Raw genomic sequence first — 20,045 nt, 5'->3', positions numbered from 1 at the left:
TGATCAGCCGGTCGTGCACGGGCTTCCGTTGAGGGTGAACGAAGCCGGTGCCGGGTTGGAGCCGGTGTACGTGCCGTTGAAGCCGAAGCCGGCCGACGCGTTCGGCGCCAGGGTGCCGTTCCACGCCAGGTTCGTGGCGGTGACCCCGGTGCCGGACTGGGTGACCGTGGCGCCCCAGCCGGGCGGGGTCACCCGCTGGCCCGCCGGGTAGCCGAACGCCAGCGTCCAGCCGGTGATCGCGCTCGTGCCGGTGTTCGTGACGGTCACGTTCGCGGTGAACCCGTTGCCCCCGCCCCAGCCCGGCGCGGAGTAGGCGACCCGGCACGCCCCGGTCCCGCCGCCCGCGCTCGTCGTCGCCGTCGCGATCCCGGAGACGGCCGAGGTGTTCCCCGCGGCGTCCTTCGCCCGCACCTGGTAGCGGTACGTGTTCGACGCGGCCAGTCCGCTGTCGGTGAAGGTGGTCGTCCCCGCCGAGCCGACCACGGCAAACGTGCCTCCGCTCGCCCCGGGGGCCCGCAGGACGTCGTAGCCGGAAACGCCGACATTGTCGGTCGACGCCGTCCACGTCAGCGTGGCGCTGCTCGCGGTCACGGCCGAGACGACCGGGGTGCCCGGCGTGGACGGCGCCTGGGTGTCCCCGCCGCCTCCCCCGTAGACGGTGGCTTCCTTCGACGTCTGCCGGACCCCGTTGGGACCGTTGAGGAACCGCTCGCCCCACGCGGTCAGGTTCGCGGGGTCGAAGCCGTTCGTCATGTCGAGGTAGGCGACGTCGCTGCTGTTGCCGCTCCACGACCAGCCGAGGTAGCCGAGGCCACGGGCCTGCGCCTGGGCCATGATCGTGTCCTCGTCGGGGTCGCCGTCGGTGTGCCGGTTGCCGAACTCGCCGACCACCAGCGGCAGCCCGGCGGTCCGGAACGCGTCGAAGTAGGCGTTGATCTCGGCCGCCGTGTCGTAGACGCCGTACATGTGGATGGAGAACACCGTGTTGTGCTGCGGGTCGGCGCCGAACACCGAAGCCGCGTCGGCGCGCATGATGTTCTGCCAGTCCTGGCCCCACATCGGGGCGTCGGCCATCAGCAGGTGCTGCAGCCCGGCCGCGCGCAGCCGGGCGATCGCGCCGCTCGTCGCGCTCGCCCAGGTCGCGCTCACCTGCTGGTCGTTGCCGAAGGGCTCGTTGCCCAGGTTGATCACGACGTAGTTTTCCTGGCCCTTCAACGCGTTCGCGACGCTGATCCAGTAGCTGGCCGCCTGGTCCAGGCTCGCGGCACCGCTCTGCTCGCCGAACCCGGTCGTGTCGTGGGCTTCCAGCACGCAAATCAGCCGGTTCTGCTTGCACAGGCCGATGACGGTCGTGACCTCGGCCGCCGGCGTGGGTCCCCACCGCTGCCCGCTGCCGAGCACGACCCGGACGGTGTTGGCCCCGAAGGACTTGATGTCCGCGAACGCGCCGGTCCGGGTGGGGTACCAGACGTGCGCGTGGTTGACCCCGCGCATCACGAACGCGGCGCCGTTCGCCTCGACGACCCGGGTGCCGTCGACGTGCAGCCCCGCCGCGGCCGGTGCGGCCGGGCCCAGCGCCGCGACCAGCGCGGGGTACCACCGGCTTTCGATCTTCTGGATCCCGGTGGAACCGGTGGGGTGCACGCCGTCGGTGGTGTCCGCCGCGGTGTCGAACCCGGTCCACTGGTCGACCACGGTGATCGGGGACGCGGCCGTGGTGTGCGCCTGCGCCCAGCCGGGGATGGCGGCGTTCAGCTCGACCACCCGCTGCGCGCAGGCGGCGCAGTCGGCCGGGTTCATCGGGATGATCCGGGCGACGAGCAGCTTCGTGGCCGGGTTGGCGGCCCGCATCTGGCCGAGCAGCGTCGTGTAGGCGTCGAGGATCGTGCTCGCCGGGACGCCGTTCCACACGTCGTTGGTGCCCAGGTGCATCAGGACGATGTCGGGCCGCGTCGGGGCCAGCCAGCCGGGCAGCTGGTTGTCCCGGGCGATCCCGGTCGCCAGGAATCCGCCGTGGCCCTCGTTTTCGCCGTCGTAGGTGAAGCCACAGCCCTGGGCGGGCAGCGTGCCGACGAAGTCGACTCCCGCGTGGCCGGTGTCCTGCAGGTGTTTCCACAGCAGGGCCCGCCAGCAGCCGGGTGACCCCGTGATGGAGTCGCCCAGCGCCATGATCCGGGTGGGCGCGGCCGCGGCGCCGGCCGGGGCCGGGGTCACGACCGCGCAGGCGGCCAGCAGCAGGCCGGCCACGATAGCGCGGAGAAGTCGCCAGGTCATACCAACCTCCGGGAGGAGAACGGGGTGAGCGGTCAGGGCGTCGCGAAACCGGCGTGGGGAGGCTGGTTGTACGCGGTGTTCTGCCAGGCGACGGCTTCGCGGTACTGCCGGTCCTGCATCAGCGAGACGTGGGAGATGCCGGTCGCGTCGGTGCTCGAGTAGATCCTCAGCGCCCGGTTGTCCGACGTCGGCCAGATGACCTCCTCGCGCCAGTCGCCGAACAGGTCGGCCTGCAGCGACGGCGTGCTCTTGGTGCTGTTGTTGGCGTGCACGCCGGACGCGGTGAGCAGCCGGGTGTCGCCGCCGGTGCCGTACTTGTCGATGTGGGTGCCGTCGAGCAGTTCGCGCTGGGCGTCGCCGTCCCACCAGATGACGAAGTTCGTCGACGACGGCTTGCGGCCGATGTTCCGGCCGCCGGTGTCGAGCAGCCCGTCCACCGCGGACGACCACGACTCGGCGCCGGGGCTGCCGGCGTAGATGTCGTCGGACACCCCGCGCCCGTTGTCGCAGCCGCAGGACGCGTTCTGCCAGATGATCTGCCCGGTGCGCGCGTCCGCCATCCAGGCCGCCGGCTTGGTCTTGTCCTCGTCGACCTTGAACACCTCGAGCCCGGCCCGGGCCGGGATCAGGTCGCCGACGTGCAGCGTGTCGCCGTGGCCGTTGCGGGTGTTCCACAGTGGAGCGCCGTTGTCGTCGATCGCCATGGCCCCGAAGACGATCTCGTCCCGGCCGTCCCGGTCCACGTCGGCGACCGCCAGCTGGTGGTTGCCCTGGCCGGTGTACTGCGAGCCGGCCGTGTTCGAATCGAACTTCCACCGCTCGGTGAGCACGCCGCCGGTGAAGTCCCACGCCACGACCACCGTGCGCGTGTAGTAGCCGCGGGACACGATCAGGCTCGGGTGCGTCCCGTCCAGGTAGGCGGTGCCGGCCAGGAACCGGTCGACCCGGTTGCCGTAGCTGTCGCCCCACGACGAGACGGTCCCGCGCGGCGGGTCGTAGTTCACCGTGGACCGCACGGCCCCGGTCCGGCCGTCGAACACCGTCAGGAACTCCGGGCCGGAAAGGACGTAACCGCTGGAGTTGCGGTGGTCGGCGCTCGCGCTGCCGATGACCTGCCCGGTGCCGGACCGCGTGCCGTCCGCGGTCTTGACGGCGACCTCGGCCCGGCCGTCGCCGTCGTAGTCGAAGACCTGGAACTGCGTGTAGTGCGCGCCCGCCCGGATGTTGCGGCCCAGGTCGATCCGCCACAACCGGGTGCCGTCCAGCTCGTAGGCGTCGAGGTAGACGTCGCCGGTGTAGCCGGACTGCGAGTTGTCGTGGGCGTTGCTCGGGTCCCACTTCAGCACGATCTCGTACTGGCCGTCACCGTCGAGGTCGCCGACGCTGGCGTCGTTCGCGCTGTAGGTGTAGGCGACGCCGTCCGGTGCCGTGCCGCCGGCGGGCGGCTGGATCGGCACGTCCCGGGTGCTCGCGGCGACGCCGGCGACGCCGTCGAGCGTCAGCGAATCCTCCGCGGCGAACGCGGCCGGCTGCTCGACGCCCCCGACCACGGCCCGCACGGTGTAGCGGGCGCGCGCCGGGGCGCCCCGGTCCAGGTGGCTCGTCGGCCCGCCGGGCACGGTCCGCGCCACCTCGGTGCCGTCGCGGTAGAGGGCGAACGCGACCCCGGCCGGGTCGTCGGCCAGCAGCCGCCAGCTCACCCGGTTGCCGTCCGCGGTGGGGACGCTCACCACGCCGCGGTTCAGCCGGTCGGGCCGCGGCGGGGCCGGGCGCGCCGCCGCATTCGGCGCGGAGCCGGCGTCCGCCGCGGAGCCGGTGACCGCCGCGGCCGGCGCCGCGGGACCAGCGGCCGCCGCGGAGCCGGTGACCGCCGCGGCCGGCACCGCGGGACCAGCGGCCGCCGCGGAGCCAGCGGAGCCAGCGGCCGCCGCGGAGCCAGCGGCCGCCGCGGGCCCAGTGACCGCCGCGGAGCCGGCGGCGGGCGCGGACCCGGGGTCCGGCGAGCCTGCCGCCGTGCCGGGCAGCAGGGCCGCGGCCAGCACGCCGGTGGCGGCCACGACGAGCCGCCGCCTGAAAGCGGGTGTACGCATCAACGCTCCTCACATCGGGGTCTCCGGCAGTGGGTTCTCCTGTCGGCCTTCGGACTGGGAGCGCTCCCACTATGAGAGCCCGGCGCCGCCGCGGGGGCCAACCCCCATTCGGGCGAGAAAACGCTGAAAACGCGCCGGCCGCGTGCCGGGCGCGGGGGCGTTTTGTCGGTGTCCCCCGGTAACGTCTCCGACCGTGAACGCTCAGGAACGCATCCAAGAACTCGCCGACCGGATCGTCGTGCTGCGTGACGCCTACTACCGGGGTTCGCCGGTGGTGGCGGACGCGGAGTACGACGCGATCGAGGACGAGCTGCGCGGCCTGATCGAGGCGAACCCCGAGCTGGCCCCGGACCCGAACCCCCTCGAGCAGGTGGGCGCGCCCGCGGTGCTGCACGCGCCGATCCGGCACTCGCGGCCGATGCTGTCGCTGGAGAAGGCGACCCGGCCCGAGCAGGTCGCGGCGTTCTTCGACCGCTTCCCCGGCCAGCCGGTCGTGGTCATGCCGAAGCTCGACGGGCTGTCCCTGGCCGTCGTGTACGAGAACGGCCGCCTGGCCAGGGCGATCACCCGGGGCGACGGGACGACCGGCGACGACGTCACCGTGCTCGTGCGGGCCCTGACCGACGGGATCCCGGACGTCGTCGAGGCGCCGGGCCGCGTCGAGGTCCGCGGCGAGGCGGTCATGCTGCGCTCCACCTTCGCCGCGTACAACACCGCGCACCCGGACAAGCCGCTGATCAACCCGCGCAACGCCGCCGCCGGCACGCTGCGGGCCAAGGACCCCGCGACCGTCGCCGAGCGGCGGCTGCGGTTCTTCGCCTTCGACCTGGACACCGACCCCGACAGCGCGGAGACCGACCTGGGCAGCGCGCTGCACACCCTCGGGTTCACCGCCGCCGACATGCGGCGCTGCGCCGACGCGGCCGCCGCACAGGCCGTGATCGGGGAGATCGAGGAGCAGCGCAACGACCTGGACTACGACCTCGACGGCGCCGTGCTGCGGCTGGCCGACCGCGACGCCTACGCCGCCGCCGGCACCCGGTCGAACTCGCCCCGCGGCGCGCTGGCGTTCAAGTTCGCCGCCGAGGAGAAGACCACGGTGCTGGCCGACGTCGTCTGGGACGTCGGCAAGACCGGCAAGATCGCCCCGGTCGCCTGGCTGGAACCGGTGTTCGTGGGCGGCACGACGGTCACCCGCGCGACGCTGGCCAACCAGGAGGTCATCCGCGCCCGCGGCATCAAGATCGGCGACACGGTGCTGGTGCGCCGCGCCGGCGACGTGATCCCGTTCGTCGCCGGGGTGCTCGACGCGTCGAAGCGCACCGGCGCGGAGCGGGAGATCGTGCCGCCCAGCACGTGCCCGTCGTGCGCGCAGCCGCTGACCGAGCAGGGCAACAGCCGCGAACTGTTCTGCACCAACGTCTCCTGCCCCGCGCAGACCGTGCGCCGGCTGATCCACTGGGCGTCGCGCGCGGCGGCGGACATCGACGCCATCGGCGGCGTGTGGATCGAGCGGCTGGCCGAGGCGGGGATCCTGGAGCACCCGTCGGACTTCTACCGGCTGACCAAGGAGCGGCTGCTGGAGTTCGACCGCATCGGCGAGGTCTCGGCCGCGCGCATGATCGAGTCGATCGACGCGAGCCGGGCGGTGGGCCTGCGCCGGGCGCTGATCGGGCTGGCGATCCCGATGGCCTCCGAAGGCACCGCCGCGCGGCTGTGCCGGGCCGGGTTCGGCTCGCTGGAAGAGGTCGCCGACGCGGGCGTCGACGGGCTCGTGGCCGTGGAGGACATCGGGCCGAAGGTGGCGGCTTCGCTGATCGAGCACCTCACCCGGCTGCGCCCCGAACTGGAGCGGCTGCGCGAGGCCGGCGTCTCCCTGGACGTGCGCGAAGAAGACCTTCCCCCGGTCGTCGCGGCCGGCGCGCCCCTGGCGGGCAAGACGGTGGTGATCACCGGCTCGATCAGCGACCCCCGCTCCGGGGAGAAGGTCCCCCGCCCGACGTTCCAGCGGCTGTGCGAGAAATCGGGCGCGACGGCGGCGTCCTCGGTCTCGGCGAGCACCGACATGCTCATCACGGGCGCCGACGTCGGCGCGGCCAAGCTGACCAAGGCCGAGAAGTTCGGCGTCGAGGTCGTCGACCAGGGGGTGATCTGGGAGCAGCTGATCTCGGCGGGGATCGTGTAGGGCGTCCTATCCGGCTGCGTGCCGGCCGAGGTCGGCCAGGACGGCCTCGGCCGCCCGCTCGCCGGAAACGAGCGCGCCCTGGACCGACGGGGTGTCCCGGTGATCACCGCAGACGTACCGGCCCGGCCCCACCCGCACCGGACGCCGCAGCGGCGCGCCCGGCCCGAAGACCGGCAACGCCCGCGGCACCGCGTAGGTGGCCAGCAGGTCCCAGCCACGGGTGTCGGTGCGGTACAGCGGGGCCAGCCGCTGCCGCACCCGCCCCTCGAGACCGGGGTCGGCGCGGTCGGGCACCGAAGCCGCGATCAGCGCCTCCCCCGCCGGCGCGTAGCCCGGGGCGACCTCGCTGAGCACGGCCGTGTTGATCAGCAGGTCGTCCAGGCCGTCGACCAGCAGCGTCGGCGAGCTCAGCGGGGACACGCGGGTGCGGTAGTAGAACGTGGTGACCGCGTGCCAGCCCGGCGCCTCGACGCCGGGCAGCAGCCGCGAGGCGGTGTCGCCGTCGGTCGCCACGACCACGGCCCGCGCGGGCACCCGCTCGCCGGTGCTCGTGCGCACGCCCTCCGCGGTGACCTCGACGGCCTCGACGCCGGTGCGGACCGCGCCCGGCGGCAGCGCGGCGGCCAGCTGCCGCGGCAGGGCCTGCATGCCCTCGGCCGGCAGGGCACCGCCGCCGCGCAGGAAGCTGCGCCAGATCAGGTGGAACATCCGGGCCGAGGTCTGCAGCGCCGGGTCGAGGAACACCCCGGCGAGGAACGGCCGCAGCACCTGCTCGACCGTGGCGGCGCTCAGCCCCCGGCGGCGCAGCTCCTCGGCGGTGCTGCGCCCGCTGTCGGCGCGGACGGTGGCGTCCGGCGCCAGGACGTCCCGCACCGCCAGCGCCGCCATCCGCACGCTGTCCCCGGGCCGGCCGGCCGCGAACCCGGCGACCCCGAGCGCGGCGGGCAGGCCGTGCCACGGCCCGGCGAGCCAGCGGCGGCCGGTGCCGGTCATCGCGATCGTGCCGCGGGTGAACGGCCGCGGCCGCAGCGCCGCGACGTCCACCAGCCGCTTCAGCGCCGGGTACGCGGGCAGCAGGACCTGGAAGCCCCGGTCCAGCCGGAACCCGTCGACGACGTCGGTGCGCACCCGGCCGCCGACGTCGTCACCGGCCTCCAGCACGGTGGCCGCCACGCCGGACCGGCGCAGCCGCACCGCGGCGCTCAACCCCGCCAGCCCGCCGCCCACGACGACGACCCCGGTTTCTCCGGCCACGGTGATCTCCCTCCGTCGGCCGGAGGGTGCCCGGTGCGCCCGCGGTCAACCTCACCCGATTTCGCTGGTCGGATTTCCGTCCAGGAAGGCGGTGAAGCCCGGGGGCCGGTAGGTGTCGTCCTCGTCGTGGCGCCGGACGGCGGTCGACGCGACGGACACGCCCTTCGCCGTCCCGTAGTCGTCCTCCAGGCGGTTCAGCCGCCGCTGCATCCGGTACACGCCCTTCCGGGACTCGTGCGCCGGCCCGAGCGGGTCGGGCCCGACGGCCGGGAGGATCGACCCGGAGACGCCCCAGCCGCCCGCCTCGGTGAAGGCGCCGGGCCGCAGCGCCAGGCCGTACTTCTGCGCGCGCCCGGCGAGCCAGCCGAGCGTGACGTCGGCCAGCGAAGCGTCCGGGTAGCCGCCGCCGACGTCGGAGTGCACGCCCGCGAACCACACCTGCTCGATCCACTGGCCGTCGGCGTCGTCGCGCCGCGACCACAGCGTCGGCCTGAAGGCGCGGCGCTTCTCGTCGATCGCGAGCGCGTGCACGGCCGCGTCGACCCGCTTGCTGAGTTCGGTGTCGTGGAAGGCGAACCGGCGGTTGACCCAGTTCGTCAGGAACTTCGGCCCGATCGTGGGGATGCCCAGTGCGCCCACGGTGTCCCAGACGCCGATGAACCGGATGCGGGTGTGGAACGCCGTCGTCTCGTGGCTGTAGGAGCGCCGGAACAGCTCGGATTCGATGTCACGGGGTTTGACGGCCCTGGCGCGGTAGAGCGTGTAGGCGTCGTCGAGCCGGTCCGCGTGCTCGGCCCGCAGCACCCCCGCGTTGTTGACCAGGCCCGCCAGGCTGCGGACGGTGAAGGCGCCCCGGCTGAAGCCGAAGAGGAAGATCTCGTCGCCGGGCTCGTAGTTGTCCACGATGAACCGGTAGGCCCGGCGCACGTCCTGGGACAGCCCGACACCGAACGCGCCCCCGCGCAGCCTCGGCCGGCCGTAGGACCCCACCCCGCGGTGGTAGTAGAGGCGCTGGGCGGTGCCGCCACCGTCGTCTTCGGCGACCGCGAGCGCGAGTTTCGTGACGTTCGTGGGGCACGGCTGGCCCCCGCTCGTCTGGTCGGGCGTGTTCCACGTGCCGTCGCAGCAGATCACCAGGCGCTTCATGCTGTCCCTCCCCGCACGGAGCCCACACCGCCCCGCTGTCCGTGGGTCGCAGGAGCGCTCGTCCGGTTACCGCCCCACCCGACACGACACCCTAATGGGGCAACCAGTACACCGGAACGGGGCAACGGCCGGGGACGTCACCGTAGCCGGCGTCCCAGCACCGCGGCGGCGAGGACGCCGGCCAGCACGACCCCGGCCAGGGCCAGCATGCTGATCCCCATGCCGTGCGTGAAGGCGTCGCGCGCGGCCGCCGCCAGCGGCCCGGCCGCCGGGCCCGACCGGGCGGCCACGGCCAGTGCGCCCGCGAGCGAACCGTCGGCGGCGTCCCGGGCGGCCGGCGGGAGCAGCGCCGTCGCCGGGCGGACCGAATCCGTGTAGGCGGCCGAAAGCACGCTGCCCACGAGCGCGATCCCCAGGGCCGCCCCGACTTCGCGGGTCGCGTCGTTGACCGCCGAAGCCACGCCGTACTGCGCCGGGGGCACGTTGTCGAGGATCGCGCTCGTCGCGGCCGGCGCGGTCACGCCGATCCCGGCGCCCAGCACGCACACGGCGATCGCCAGCGCGGGGTAGCCGCTGTCCGCGCCGAGCCGGCCGATCAGCACCATCCCGGCGACGACGACCAGGAGCCCGCCGCACGTCACCACCGGGAGCCCGAACCGGCGGACCAGCGGCGCCGACGCCAGCGACAGCGGGAACAGCGACACGGCCACGGGCCACAGCGCCAGCCCCGAGTCCAGCGCCGAATACCCCTGGACGAGCTGCAGGTACTGGGCGAGCGCGTAGAACATGCCGAACGCCGCGGTGAACTGGACGGTCACCGACACGGAGCCGGTCGCGAAGGCGGCGTTGCGGAACAGGCGCACGTCCAGCAGCGGGAATTCGCGCCGCAGCTCGCAGACCACGAACAGCGCGGCCAGCACCAGCCCGGCCGCGAGGGCACCGAGCACCACGCCGTCACCCCAGCCGAGGTCGGCGACGCGCAGGACGCCGAACACCCCGGCCCCGATCGCCCCGGCGCCGAGGACGGCGCCCACGGTGTCGAACGCCTGCGGCCGCTCGTCGCGCGAGGTCGGCGCGGTCAGGCTCGCGGCCACCAGGAGCACGGCCAGCACCGCCGGCGCGAGGAACACCGAATGCCACGAGAAGTGCCGCAGCAGCACCCCGGCGAGCACCAGCCCGCCGAGCCCGCCGAGGCCGGCCACGGCCGCCCAGATCCCGATGGCGCGCCCGCGGCGCTCCGGCGGGAAGCTCGCGTTGATGATCGACAGGGTGGCGGGCATGATCATCGCCGCGCCGAGCCCGGTGACGGCCCTGGCCACGACCAGCCACGCCGGCGTCGCGAGGAACACCGGCGCGGCGCACCCGGCGGCGAACACCACCAGGCCCGCGACGAGCACGCCGCGGCGCCCGTACCGGTCCCCCAGCGCCCCGGCCGGCAGCACGAGGGCCGCCAGCACCAGGGTGTAGCCGTCGACGATCCAGGTCTGCTCGGCCTGGCTGGCGCCGGTATCGGCGGCCAGCGCGGGCAAGGCGGCGTTGGCGATCGTCACCATCGCGATCACCAGGCCGACCGCCGTGCACATGACGCCGACCGTCCACGCCCGGCGGCCGGTCGCGGGCACGGCGTGAGCAGAGCGTGCTCGCATCCACCTCGCTCCTCGTCCGGCACCGGGGCTTCCGACGCTACTTCCGCGTTCCGAGACTCACGGACGGGTCAGTGTCTCGGTTCCTGCCTTTCGGACGGGGGTCACCCGGTCGTGGCGGACGGGTGGGGGCGACACTGAGCGTGAGTGGACCGCCGCTTTGGGAAGGGACCCCGGATGACCGACCTGCTCCTCGCCCGCCGGCTGGGCGTGCACGAGTTCCTGACCGCACGGGGCTGGGAGCTGGACGGCAGCACCGATCCCGCCGAGGCGAGGTTCACCGAAGACCCGCACGCGGGCTGGCACTACCCACCCACCTACGGCGGCCGCCGGGTGAACCAGGTCGCCGACGCCACCCCGGCCAGGCTGCAGAGCTACTTCACGTACGACAACGACGGCAAAGAGGTGTTCGCCCTCCTCCCGGCGGGCAACCTCCACGGCAGCGGCTGCGCGGACCACGACACGGCCGAGCGGATCGTCCCGTTCACGGCGACGGGCGGAGTCGACCTGGACCGGATCGCACCGCTGCTGGACACGCTGGAGCCACGAGCGCGCGCCCTCGACCCGAGGGCGCTGATCGAGTGCCTGTACTTCGGCCCCTGCCGGCGGTAGCCCAGCCCTTCCCGGCCCTGGTCGCGATCGCGCGGGTGGGGCGTGGGCGAACCTCCCGCCCCGGCAGGCTCCCGAACCAGACCGCCATCGCGCCGATGGGGCGCGGGTACCGCTCCCCATCGCGCCGATGGGGCGCGGGTACCGCTCGTCCGGCCCGGCCGCATCACGGACCGCGGGCACCGCTCGGCTGATCCTCGTGTCCGGTTTCCGCCCAGCCGCGAGCCCCGCGATCCACTGTGGACGAAGCCCACCCTCGCCCAGCTCGCTACCCCCGCAGAAAGCGCTTTCCTACACCGCCACCGCCGCCCCCGCAAGGCCCGCAAGTCGCCATCTCCGCCCAATGAAAGCGTTTTCATCCGCGAGTACCCGCTTGGCCCACACTGCGGCCCACCCCTGCGGTGCTACCGTCGCGACGTCGAGCTGAGAGCGCTCCCATCCCCCGACGGGCCCGCAAGCAACACCCAGCCGGCATCAGATGCTTCTCCAGCCCGCAAAGGAGGAACCACCATGGGAGTGAAGCCGCTCGCGGTGAGCGCGGCCGTGGTCACGATGGCCGCCTTGGCGGCACCTGATCCCGCCGCCGCCGCGACCACGCGGTTCGAGGCCGAGGCGGCGCCCGCCGTCTGCAGCGGCACCGTCGACACGAACTGGGCCGGCTACTCCGGGGCCGGGTTCTGCAACGCCGACAACACCGTCGGCGCCTACGCCCAGTTCACCGTCACCGCGCCCGCCGCGGGCAGCGCGACCATCGTGGTCCGGTTCGCCAACGGCACCACGAGCGCCCGGGCCGCCGACGTCCTGGTGAACGGCACCAAGACGCAGTCGGTGTCGTTCCCGGCGACCGGCGCGTGGTCGACGTGGGCGTCGCAGACCCTCACCCTCGCGCTGCCCTCCGGCAGCAGCACCATCCGCCTCACGCCGACCACGTCGGCCGGCCTGCCCAACATCGACTACGCCGACCTCACCGGCGGGGACACCCAGGCGGGCGCCACCCTCTACGTCTCCCCCGGCGGCAAGGACGGCGCCGCCGGCACCCTGGCGGATCCGACCACCCTGACCTCGGCGCTCACCCGCGTCACCGCCGGCGGCACGATCTCCCTGCGCGGCGGCACCTACAGCTACGCCCAGACGGTCACCGTCCCGCCGGGCAACAGCGGCACCTCCGGCGCCCGCAAGACGCTCTCGGCCTACCCCGGCGAGACCCCCGTGCTGAACTTCTCGGCCATGGCGGAGGACCCGGCCAACCGCGGCCTCGCCCTGAACGGGTCGTACTGGACCGTCTCCGGTCTCGTCGTCGAACGCGCCGGGGACAACGGGATCTTCGTCGGCGGCAGCAACAACGTCATCGAACGCACGGTGACCCGCTTCAACCGCGACTCCGGCCTGCAGATCTCGCGGATGGCCTCGGACACGCCGAAGGACCAGTGGCCGTCCAACAACCTGGTCGTCAGCTCCGAATCGCACGACAACGCCGACTCCGACGGCGAGGACGCCGACGGCTTCGCCGCGAAGCTGACCGCCGGCCCCGGCAACGTCTTCCGCTACGACGTCTCCCACCACAACATCGACGACGGCTGGGACCTCTACACCAAGACCGACACCGGCCCGATCGGCCCGGTCACCATCGAGGACTCGCTCGCCTACAGCAACGGCACCCTCAGCGACGGCACGGTGAACGAGAACGGCGACCGCAACGGCTACAAGCTCGGCGGCGACAAGATCGCGGTCAACCACATCGTGCGCCGCGACATCGCCTACCGCAACGGCCACCACGGGTTCACCTACAACAGCAACCCCGGCACGATGACGATCTCGGACAACGTCGGCATCGACAACGCCGAACGCAACTTCTCCTTCGACACCGGCACCTCGGTGTTCCGCAACGACACCTCGTGCCGGTTCGCCGGCGGCGGGTCGAACGACAAGATCGTCGGCTCCAGCGACAGCTCGAACCAGTTCTGGTCCGGCTCGAACGGGTCTCGGTGCTCCTCGTACGCCGGCGCGCTGCGGTGGTCGTTCGCCTCGGACGGCCGGCTCGTGGTGACCTTCGGCGGCAGCGCCGTGACGCCGTAGCGCACGACGCGCCCGGGTGCGGAGATGACGACGGCGCCGGCCGCGGTCTCGGTACGCTTCCGGCGTGAGCGGCGAAGAAGAAGGGCAGGATGCGCTGGCCGAGCGGATCGGGCAGCGCATCGGCGCCCTGTCGGCCGCCGAGCGGCGCGTCGCGGAGTACCTGTGGAAGCACCCGGGGATGATCGTGCTGTCGACGGCCGGGGAGCTGGGCGCGCTGAGCGGCACCAGCGACGCGACCGTCGTCCGCACGGTCAAGTCGCTCGGCTATTCGGGACTGCCCGAGCTCAAGCGCGCGGTCGGCCGGCAGGTCGTCTCCGACACCCCGGCGACGCGGCTGCGGCACCGGGTCGAGGAGGCCGGCGACGACACCGCCGCCCAGCTCGACCAGCTGCTCGCCGAATCGGTGGACCGCCTCACCGAAACCCGGCGGCTGCTGGCGGAACCGGCGTTCACGGCGGCGGTCGACCTGCTCGCGGGGGCGCGGGAAGTGGTCGGGTACGGCCTCGGGGTCTCGGAGCTGCCGATGCGCTACCTGGCGACCCGGCTGCAGCGCCTCGGCCGCCGCGCCCGCAGCACCTCGGCGACCGGCTTCCGGCTCGCCGACGAGCTGCTCCCCCTGGAGGCCGGCGACGTCTTCGTGCTCAACGCCCCGGTCCGCCTCCTGCCGGACATGACCACGGCGGCCCGCCACGCCCGCGCGGCCGGCGCGGGGGTCCTCCTGCTGACCGACTCCCTGGGCGCCACTTTGGACAGTGTGGCCGACGTGACGCTGACGGCGGTGCATTCCCCGACGGGCCTCACGCAGGAGGGCCTCAGCACGACACTCGTGCTGGACTGCCTGCTGCTGGCGATCGCGAAGCGCGACCCGGCAGCGGTGTCGGCGAACACGGAGCTGCTGGCCAGCCTGCGGGACCGGCTCGCCCCGCGTGATCTCCGGTCGCGGCCCGGCTGAGGCGAGTCGTCACAACGTGGTCATCGCAGCACGAAACCCCGTCCCAGCTCGTCGTCCGGGTCGAGGCTGAAGCTGCTCCGGCCGGTTTCGTACGCCGTGCCTTCGATCTCGGTCGCCACCGACCCCGCCCCGGCCCCGACGACCCGGCCGGTGAACCGGGTCCCGATGATCGAGTCGTGGGTCAGCACGGCCCCGGCGGGCAGCCGCCCGTCGGCGGCCAGCAACGCCAGCCGCGCCGAGGTCCCGGAGCCGCACGGCGACCGGTCGACCTGGCCGTCGGCGAAGACCGTGACACTCCGCTGGTGCGGCCCGTCGGCGGTGTCCCCGAGGTTGTCGTAGAAGATCGTGCCGTAGATGCCGCTCAGGCGGCTGTCCCCGGCGTGCTCCGCCCAGGGGGTCGCGGTCAGCGCCGCCTTGATCTCCCGGCCGGCCGCGATGAGCGCCGGACAGTGCTCCGGCCGCACCGCCAAGCCGACCGCCGAAGCCGGGACCGACGCGTAGATCGCCCCGCCGAAGCTGATGTCGGCGCGGACCGGGCCGGCCTCGACGTCGCGGCCCATGACAAAGGAGTCCACGTTCCGGAACGCCACCCGCCGCACGACGCCGCCGGCGCAGGTCACCGCCGCGGTCACGCGGCCGGACGGGACGTCCATGACCACCTCGGTGACGCCGTCGGGCGCGGCGGGCACGCGGCCGGTGCGCACCGCCCAGGCGCCGAGCGCGATCGTGCCGTGCCCGCACGCCGTCGAGTAGCCGTCCTGGTGCCAGAACAGGACGCCGAACTCGGCGCCGTCGTCGTCCGGCGGGACGAGGAAGCACCCGTACATGTCGGCGTGCCCGCGCGGTTCCCGCACCAGCAGCTGCCGGACGCCGTCGATCTCGGCCGACGCCTGGGCCGCGGCCCGGCGCTCGAGCACGGTCGCTCCCGCGATTTCGGGCGCTCCCGACGTGACGATCCGGAACGGCTCGCCGGCCGTGTGGTAGTCGGTCGTGGTGATCATCGCTCTCCCAGGATGGCGGCCAGCAGCCCGGGGTCGATGTTCCGGCCGGAGACGACCAGCACCACGGGCCGGTCCACGGGCACGAGGCCGTCGCGCAGGGCGGCGAGCGTCGCCGCCGAGGCCCCTTCGGCCACGAGGCCGGCGGTGGTCACGAGCTCGCGGACGGACCGGCGGATCGACGGCTCCGGCACCACGACCATGCGGACCCCGCACTCCCGGACGATACCCGGCGTGATCGACCCGGGCTCGAGGTTGCCGGTGAGCCCGTCCGCGATCGTCTCGCCCATCGCCACGGGCACCACGCGTCCCGCGGCCACCGCCGTGGACAGCGCGCGGCACGCTTCGGCTTCCACGCCGACGACGCGGATCTCCTGCGCCGCGCGGCGCGCGCCCAGCGCCACCCCGGCCAGCAGGCCGCCGCCGCCGGCCGGGACGACGGCGGTGAAGTCGTCCGGCAGCGCGGCCGCGACCTCGGTGACGAGCGTGGCCTGCCCCGCGATGACGTGGGGGTCGTTGTACGCGGACACGTACCGCCGTCCCGCGCCGGCCAGCGCGAGGGCGTGCCGCTCGGCGGCGTCGAAGTCCTCCCCCGCCACCCCCAGGTCGATCGGGTACTCCCGCAGCGCGCGGACCTTGACCTCGGCGGCGGTCTCGGGGACGACGACCGTCGCCTCGACCCCCAGCAGCCGGGCCGCGTAGGCGATCCCGAGCGCGTGGTTGCCCACCGACGCGGTGACGACCGGCTCGCGGTAGGCCGCCAGCGCGGCGATCGCCCCGCGGAGCTTGAACGCCCCGATCGGCTGAGCTCCGTCGTACTTCAGGTACACGGGCACGCCGAGGCCGGACTGGTGGAACGGGATGAGCGGGGTCGGCGCCAGGTGCCGGGCCACCACGTCCCAGGCCGCGTCGAGCGCGAAGGCGGTCATGTCAGCTCCTCCGCGCGGTGCCCCGGGCGAGCGGGAGGACGGTGGGACCCGAGTTGCAGTTCACGCTGTGTTCGAGGACGACCTCGTCCCCCTCGAAGCGCAGGGTCAGGCGGTCGATGAACGGCCCTTCCAGGAAGTGCCAGGTCAGGTCCAGCACGCCGGGCGCGGCCCAGCGGGCGCCGGCCAGGACCGGCGCCGCGTCCTCCTGGTAGGAGTGGTGCAGCCGCCACGCGCTGACGCCCGTGTGCTGCCGCGCCCACGTCCCGAGCCCGTGCTCGACGGTGTGCGTCCCCCGGTCGTCTTCGATGCCGAGCCGCACGCCCCCGGCGTCCGCCGTCACCGACAGCGAGCGGACGCCCTGCTCGTTCGGCCCGAAGTCGTAGGTACGGCGCAGCTCCGGACCGTCCACAGCGGACTCGAGCCGTTCGGGTTCGCGGGCCCGCGCGACCCACGGCTCGAGCGCTTCGAAGGTGTCTTCGGCGAACGCCCGCCGGAAGGCCTCGCGCAGCAGGCGGGGCAGGTCGTGGTACTCCGGATCCGGCATCGCGCCGGTGACCACGACGACGCCGCCCTGGTCGGGGAACACCATGCACTCCTGCCCGAAGAGACCGGACGCGGTGTAGACGCCGTCCTCGCTCACCCAGAACTGGTAGCCGTACCCGGAGTCCGCGACGGCGTCCGGGCCGGGCGGGACGAGCTCCTTGCCGTTCCACTCCCCGCTCACCGCCCGCCGCACGTGCAGCGCGGACGCCTTCTGCACCCACCCGGCGGGCAGCAGCCGCTCCCCCGCCCAGACGCCGTCCTGCAGGTGCAGGACGCCGAACGCCAGGAGATCCCGCGGGCGCAGCGACAACCCGTTGCCACCACTGGAAACGCCGTCCGGATCGCGCTCCCACTCGTAGCCGGTGATGCCGAGCGGCTCGAACAGGCGGGGCCGCAGGTATTCGCCGACCGGCTCGCCCGCGACCTCCTGCACGATCGCCGACAGGACGTGGCTCGTCGTGCTGCTGTACCGGAAGCCGCGGCCGGGGCGGTCGACGACGGGCTCTTCCAGGAACTCGCCGGCCCAGCCGGTCCGGCGCAGGCGGGTCGTCGCGCCGGAGAGCCCGCGCGCGTGCCCGGTCCGCATGGTCAGCAGGTCCCGCACGCGCATCCGGCTCAGGTTTTCGCCCGGGGGCTCCGGCAGGCGCCCGCGGAAGAAGTCCACGACCGGGTCTTCGAGGTCGAGCAGCCCCTCGGCCTCGGCGAACCCGACGGCGGTGGCGGTGAAGCTCTTGGTGGCCGAGTGCAGCTTGTGCTTCAGCTCCGGTTCGTGCGGCCACTGCCACAGGTCGAGCAGCAGCTCGCCGTGCCGGTGCACGAGGAGCGAGTGCACGCGCATGCCGCGCCCGGCGAGAGTGTCCAAAAGGGACGCGACCGGGCCGCTCACCGCGCGCTCCGGGACGCGGCCAGCAGCCCGCCGAGGAAGTCCTGCACCACGGGGACCACCCCGGTGCCCTGGTGCGCGACCCCCGGCACGACGTCCCAGCGCACCGGGATCCCGTTGGCGAGGAAGTTGTCGCGCAGCGTTTCCAGCCGCGCCACCCGCGTGCTGCCGGTCGCCTCGACGCCGTCCATCCAGTTGGGCCCGCCGGGGTTGTTGATCTCCCAGGATTCGACGTCGTCGGCGCCGACCACCATCTGCACCGGGACCGCGCGCAGGGCGTCGAGGTCGATCCGGATGCCGAACCGTTCCTCGAAGCCGCCGGTGCCCAGCCACCACGGCAGGTTCTCGTCGAGCTGGGTGATCCGGCCCGGCGCGCCGATCGACACGCCGGCGAGGCGGTCCGGGTGCGCGTAGAAGAACCGGTGCGCGAACTGCCCGCCGCCGGAGAAGCCGTGCAGGTAGAACCGGTCGGCGCGCGCGTTGAACGCGGCGGCGGCCTCGTCGGCGATGTGCAGCAGCTCCTCGTCGAAGCGCAGCCCGCGGTACTCCAGGAACTTGAAGCTGTGCAGCTCACCCGGTTCCATCAGGCCCGCCGGGAACAGCGGGGTGAGGATCACGCACCGGTGCTCGATCGCGAACCCCTTCCAGCGGTCGCGGTAGAGCTCGGCCGACCGCCCGGTGCCGTGCTGGACGACCACGAGCGGCAGCGGTTCGGCGTCGGGCGTGTGGTCCTTGGGCACGTACAGCGCGTAGAACAGGCGCTGGTCGTGCTGCGACGCGAAGAACGGCGTGCCGCCGACGAAGTGGGCGCGTTCGGAGGCGAGGTCGGTCATGGAGCGGTGTCCTCCTGGGACGTCGTGGGTGGTCAGTGTTCGGCGCTGGGCACCGGTTCGACGGCGGGCGCCGGCGCGGGCCGGGAGAGCCGTTCGCTCACCTTCGCCGTGGTGACGAAGGAAACCGCGAGCAGGACGGCGAGCAGCGCGCCGATGCCGACGATGCCGCCGCTGAGCGTCGGGTCGGGATCGCCGGCCTCGACGCGGGCCGAGCCGGTCAGGAACGACAGCACGAAGAGCACGCCGACCGCGAGCGTCACCTCGGCGGCGACCAGGCCGGGGAACACCCGCAGGGCGAGCCGGAACACCGAGCCCTCCTCGCCCGCGGCGCGGGCGCGCCCGATGCGGGGCATGAGGACGAACTCGTTCAGCGCGCCGACCCCGATCATGGTGGCCACCAGGCAGACCTTGACGAGCAGGAACCGGCCGAAGCTGGTGCTGAGCAGTTCGCCGGGGTGGCCGACGAGCGACCAGGCCAGGTACAGGCCGCTGATCAGCAGGCAGCCGACGGCGCACAGCGCGACGGTGCTGAACCGCGTCCAGATCTGCGCCCAGGTGGCGCCGGCGCGCGGGGTGAGCCGGCGGCGGGCCGTGGCGAGCGCGACGAGGGCGGCGATCCCGCCGACCCACGTCGAGACCGCGGAGACGTGCAGGTGGTCCAGCAGGCCGTCGACGAGCGTGTCGGCCGTCTCCTTGCCGAAGTCGGTGGGCAGCAACGTGACCTGGTAGGCCACGAAGTTCAGGACGAGCCCGCCGAGCGCGACCGCGGTCAGGCGCGCCCGCAGCCGCGGCGACCACAGCAGCATCAGCACGACGGCCGAGGCGGCCCAGAGCACGTACTGGGTGAGCGTCAGCGCGCCGCTCGAGATCCACTCGCCCTTCTTGGCCGGCACGGTGACGTACTTCCCGATCGACGCCGGCTCGAGCGCCCGGCCGTACGGGATGTCGGCGCCCTTGACGCGGGCGGCCTTGCCCGCGATCTGGAAGTACAGCGCGACCAGGAACCAGGTGCCGATGACGGCGAGCAGCAGGCTCGTCCGCCGGTGCAGCACGGCGCGGTCCGCCGGGTCGACGGACTGTCGCTTGAGGACGGGACGCAGCACGAGCAGGTGGAGCATCGTGGCCCCGATCGTCCCGATGAGGCCGATGAAGTAGGCCATCTTCGTGATGACCCGCCACGGCGCGGGGGTCGGGTTGGCGACGGCGGCCGGGACTTGCGCGAGCAGGGACGACAGCACGGCGATCTCCTGGGCGGGAAGGGGAAACGAGCCGGCCACGACAGTGGGGCATGCGCGGCTCTGCTGCGAAGTGTAGCTCATATTTCAGAGATGGACAGTAGGAAGTTTTCGCTACAAGCGAGCGATGGCTGTCCACTGTGGAGCCGGTCCGGGCCCCGGCCGCCATCGGCTGCGCTCGTGCCGCCGCGGCAGACTGGGAGACGGGCCATGAGCACTCGGACCGGAAGACCCGTTCAGGCGAACAGAACGCGGAAGGGGAAACGGCGGATCGCGTCGGCAGTCGCGGCCGCCGGGTCGGTGGCGGCCACCCCGCTCGGCGCGACGGCCACCGCGTCCGCCACCGGCGCCGCCGCCCCCGCCGCCTTCACCTGGGTCAACGCCCAGACCGGCAA

General features: G+C 73.6%; 15 protein-coding genes. 4 read left to right on the top strand and 11 right to left on the bottom strand.

Annotation, left to right across the window (positions count from 1 at the left end):
• Positions 1-3 precede the first annotated feature (3 nt).
• On the bottom strand, positions 4-2,274 hold the full coding sequence (locus tag ACH54P_RS48470) for a cellulase family glycosylhydrolase (RefSeq protein WP_489910077.1): 2,271 nt from the start codon (positions 2,272-2,274) through the stop codon (positions 4-6).
• 32 nt (positions 2,275-2,306) lie between these two features.
• Positions 2,307-4,364 carry a rhamnogalacturonan lyase gene (locus ACH54P_RS48465; RefSeq protein ID WP_489910076.1) on the bottom strand — a complete coding sequence of 686 codons (2,058 nt, stop codon included), beginning with the start codon at positions 4,362-4,364 and terminating at the stop codon, positions 2,307-2,309.
• Positions 4,365-4,557: 193 nt separating this feature from the next.
• On the opposite strand from ACH54P_RS48465, the gene ligA reads away from it, so the two are divergent.
• Positions 4,558-6,549, top strand: a complete 1,992-nt coding sequence (ligA, locus tag ACH54P_RS48460; RefSeq protein WP_489910075.1) for an NAD-dependent DNA ligase LigA — start codon at positions 4,558-4,560, stop codon at positions 6,547-6,549.
• A gap of 6 nt (positions 6,550-6,555) precedes the next feature.
• Here ligA and ACH54P_RS48455 read toward each other — a convergent pair whose 3' ends face one another.
• The 3 genes from ACH54P_RS48455 to ACH54P_RS48445 all read right to left on the bottom strand — a co-directional run bounded on the left by ACH54P_RS48455 (position 6,556) and on the right by ACH54P_RS48445 (position 10,595).
• The gene (locus ACH54P_RS48455; RefSeq protein WP_489910074.1) at positions 6,556-7,803 is read right to left on the bottom strand and encodes an NAD(P)/FAD-dependent oxidoreductase; all 1,248 of its coding nucleotides are present in this window, start codon (positions 7,801-7,803) and stop codon (positions 6,556-6,558) included.
• A gap of 51 nt (positions 7,804-7,854) precedes the next feature.
• Complete coding sequence (locus tag ACH54P_RS48450; protein ID WP_489910073.1) at positions 7,855-8,949, bottom strand: T6SS phospholipase effector Tle1-like catalytic domain-containing protein; 1,095 nt, start codon at positions 8,947-8,949, stop codon at positions 7,855-7,857.
• Positions 8,950-9,086: 137 nt separating this feature from the next.
• The gene (locus ACH54P_RS48445; protein WP_489910072.1) at positions 9,087-10,595 is read right to left on the bottom strand and encodes an MFS transporter; all 1,509 of its coding nucleotides are present in this window, start codon (positions 10,593-10,595) and stop codon (positions 9,087-9,089) included.
• 174 nt (positions 10,596-10,769) lie between these two features.
• Here ACH54P_RS48445 and ACH54P_RS48440 point away from each other — a divergent pair, with 174 nt between their 5' ends.
• From ACH54P_RS48440 to ACH54P_RS48430, 3 genes are all read left to right on the top strand, one after another.
• On the top strand, positions 10,770-11,204 hold the full coding sequence (locus ACH54P_RS48440; protein ID WP_489910071.1) for a hypothetical protein: 435 nt from the start codon (positions 10,770-10,772) through the stop codon (positions 11,202-11,204).
• Between the two features lie 507 nt (positions 11,205-11,711).
• Positions 11,712-13,277: a right-handed parallel beta-helix repeat-containing protein gene (locus tag ACH54P_RS48435; protein ID WP_489910070.1), complete on the top strand. Its 1,566-nt coding sequence runs from the start codon at positions 11,712-11,714 to the stop codon at positions 13,275-13,277.
• Between the two features lie 64 nt (positions 13,278-13,341).
• Entirely contained in the window at positions 13,342-14,229 is an 888-nt protein-coding gene (locus ACH54P_RS48430) for a MurR/RpiR family transcriptional regulator (protein WP_489910069.1), read from the top strand.
• A 20-nt stretch (positions 14,230-14,249) separates the two neighbouring features.
• Here ACH54P_RS48430 and ACH54P_RS48425 read toward each other — a convergent pair whose 3' ends face one another.
• The 6 genes from ACH54P_RS48425 to ACH54P_RS48400 form a co-directional block, all read right to left on the bottom strand.
• Positions 14,250-15,230: a proline racemase family protein gene (locus tag ACH54P_RS48425; protein ID WP_489910068.1), complete on the bottom strand. Its 981-nt coding sequence runs from the start codon at positions 15,228-15,230 to the stop codon at positions 14,250-14,252.
• The gene (locus ACH54P_RS48420; RefSeq protein WP_489910067.1) at positions 15,227-16,156 is read right to left on the bottom strand and encodes a threonine ammonia-lyase; all 930 of its coding nucleotides are present in this window, start codon (positions 16,154-16,156) and stop codon (positions 15,227-15,229) included. The genes ACH54P_RS48425 and ACH54P_RS48420 overlap by 4 nt, the downstream gene beginning before the upstream one ends.
• Before the next feature lies 1 nt (position 16,157).
• Positions 16,158-17,585 (bottom strand): serine hydrolase domain-containing protein, encoded by a 1,428-nt coding sequence (locus tag ACH54P_RS48415; protein WP_489910066.1) that lies wholly within the window; start codon positions 17,583-17,585, stop codon positions 16,158-16,160.
• Complete coding sequence (locus ACH54P_RS48410) at positions 17,582-18,415, bottom strand: alpha/beta hydrolase (RefSeq protein WP_489910065.1); 834 nt, start codon at positions 18,413-18,415, stop codon at positions 17,582-17,584. Before ACH54P_RS48410 ends, ACH54P_RS48415 begins: the two co-directional genes overlap by 4 nt.
• Before the next feature lie 32 nt (positions 18,416-18,447).
• The gene (locus ACH54P_RS48405; RefSeq protein ID WP_489910064.1) at positions 18,448-19,653 is read right to left on the bottom strand and encodes a DUF4149 domain-containing protein; all 1,206 of its coding nucleotides are present in this window, start codon (positions 19,651-19,653) and stop codon (positions 18,448-18,450) included.
• A 233-nt stretch (positions 19,654-19,886) separates the two neighbouring features.
• Complete coding sequence (locus ACH54P_RS48400) at positions 19,887-20,030, bottom strand: hypothetical protein (RefSeq protein ID WP_489910063.1); 144 nt, start codon at positions 20,028-20,030, stop codon at positions 19,887-19,889.
• Positions 20,031-20,045: the final 15 nt, after the last annotated feature.

The organism is Amycolatopsis sp. N2S4-7 (assembly GCF_058119595.1).
This window is presented reverse-complemented; position numbering and strand designations above follow the sequence as displayed.

What these genes read in the sequence shown, in the direction of transcription:
- ACH54P_RS48440 (WP_489910071.1), top strand. Translation starts at nt 10,770, where the DNA reads ATGACCGACCTGCTCCTCGCCCGCCGGCTGGGCGTGCACGAGTTCCTG.
- ACH54P_RS48410 (WP_489910065.1), bottom strand. Translation starts at nt 18,415, where the DNA reads ATGACCGACCTCGCCTCCGAACGCGCCCACTTCGTCGGCGGCACGCCG.
- ACH54P_RS48470 (WP_489910077.1), bottom strand. Translation starts at nt 2,274, where the DNA reads ATGACCTGGCGACTTCTCCGCGCTATCGTGGCCGGCCTGCTGCTGGCC.
- ACH54P_RS48425 (WP_489910068.1), bottom strand. Translation starts at nt 15,230, where the DNA reads ATGATCACCACGACCGACTACCACACGGCCGGCGAGCCGTTCCGGATC.
- ACH54P_RS48420 (WP_489910067.1), bottom strand. Translation starts at nt 16,156, where the DNA reads ATGACCGCCTTCGCGCTCGACGCGGCCTGGGACGTGGTGGCCCGGCAC.
- ACH54P_RS48445 (WP_489910072.1), bottom strand. Translation starts at nt 10,595, where the DNA reads ATGCGAGCACGCTCTGCTCACGCCGTGCCCGCGACCGGCCGCCGGGCG.
- ACH54P_RS48435 (WP_489910070.1), top strand. Translation starts at nt 11,712, where the DNA reads ATGGGAGTGAAGCCGCTCGCGGTGAGCGCGGCCGTGGTCACGATGGCC.
- ACH54P_RS48450 (WP_489910073.1), bottom strand. Translation starts at nt 8,949, where the DNA reads ATGAAGCGCCTGGTGATCTGCTGCGACGGCACGTGGAACACGCCCGAC.
- ACH54P_RS48465 (WP_489910076.1), bottom strand. Translation starts at nt 4,364, where the DNA reads ATGCGTACACCCGCTTTCAGGCGGCGGCTCGTCGTGGCCGCCACCGGC.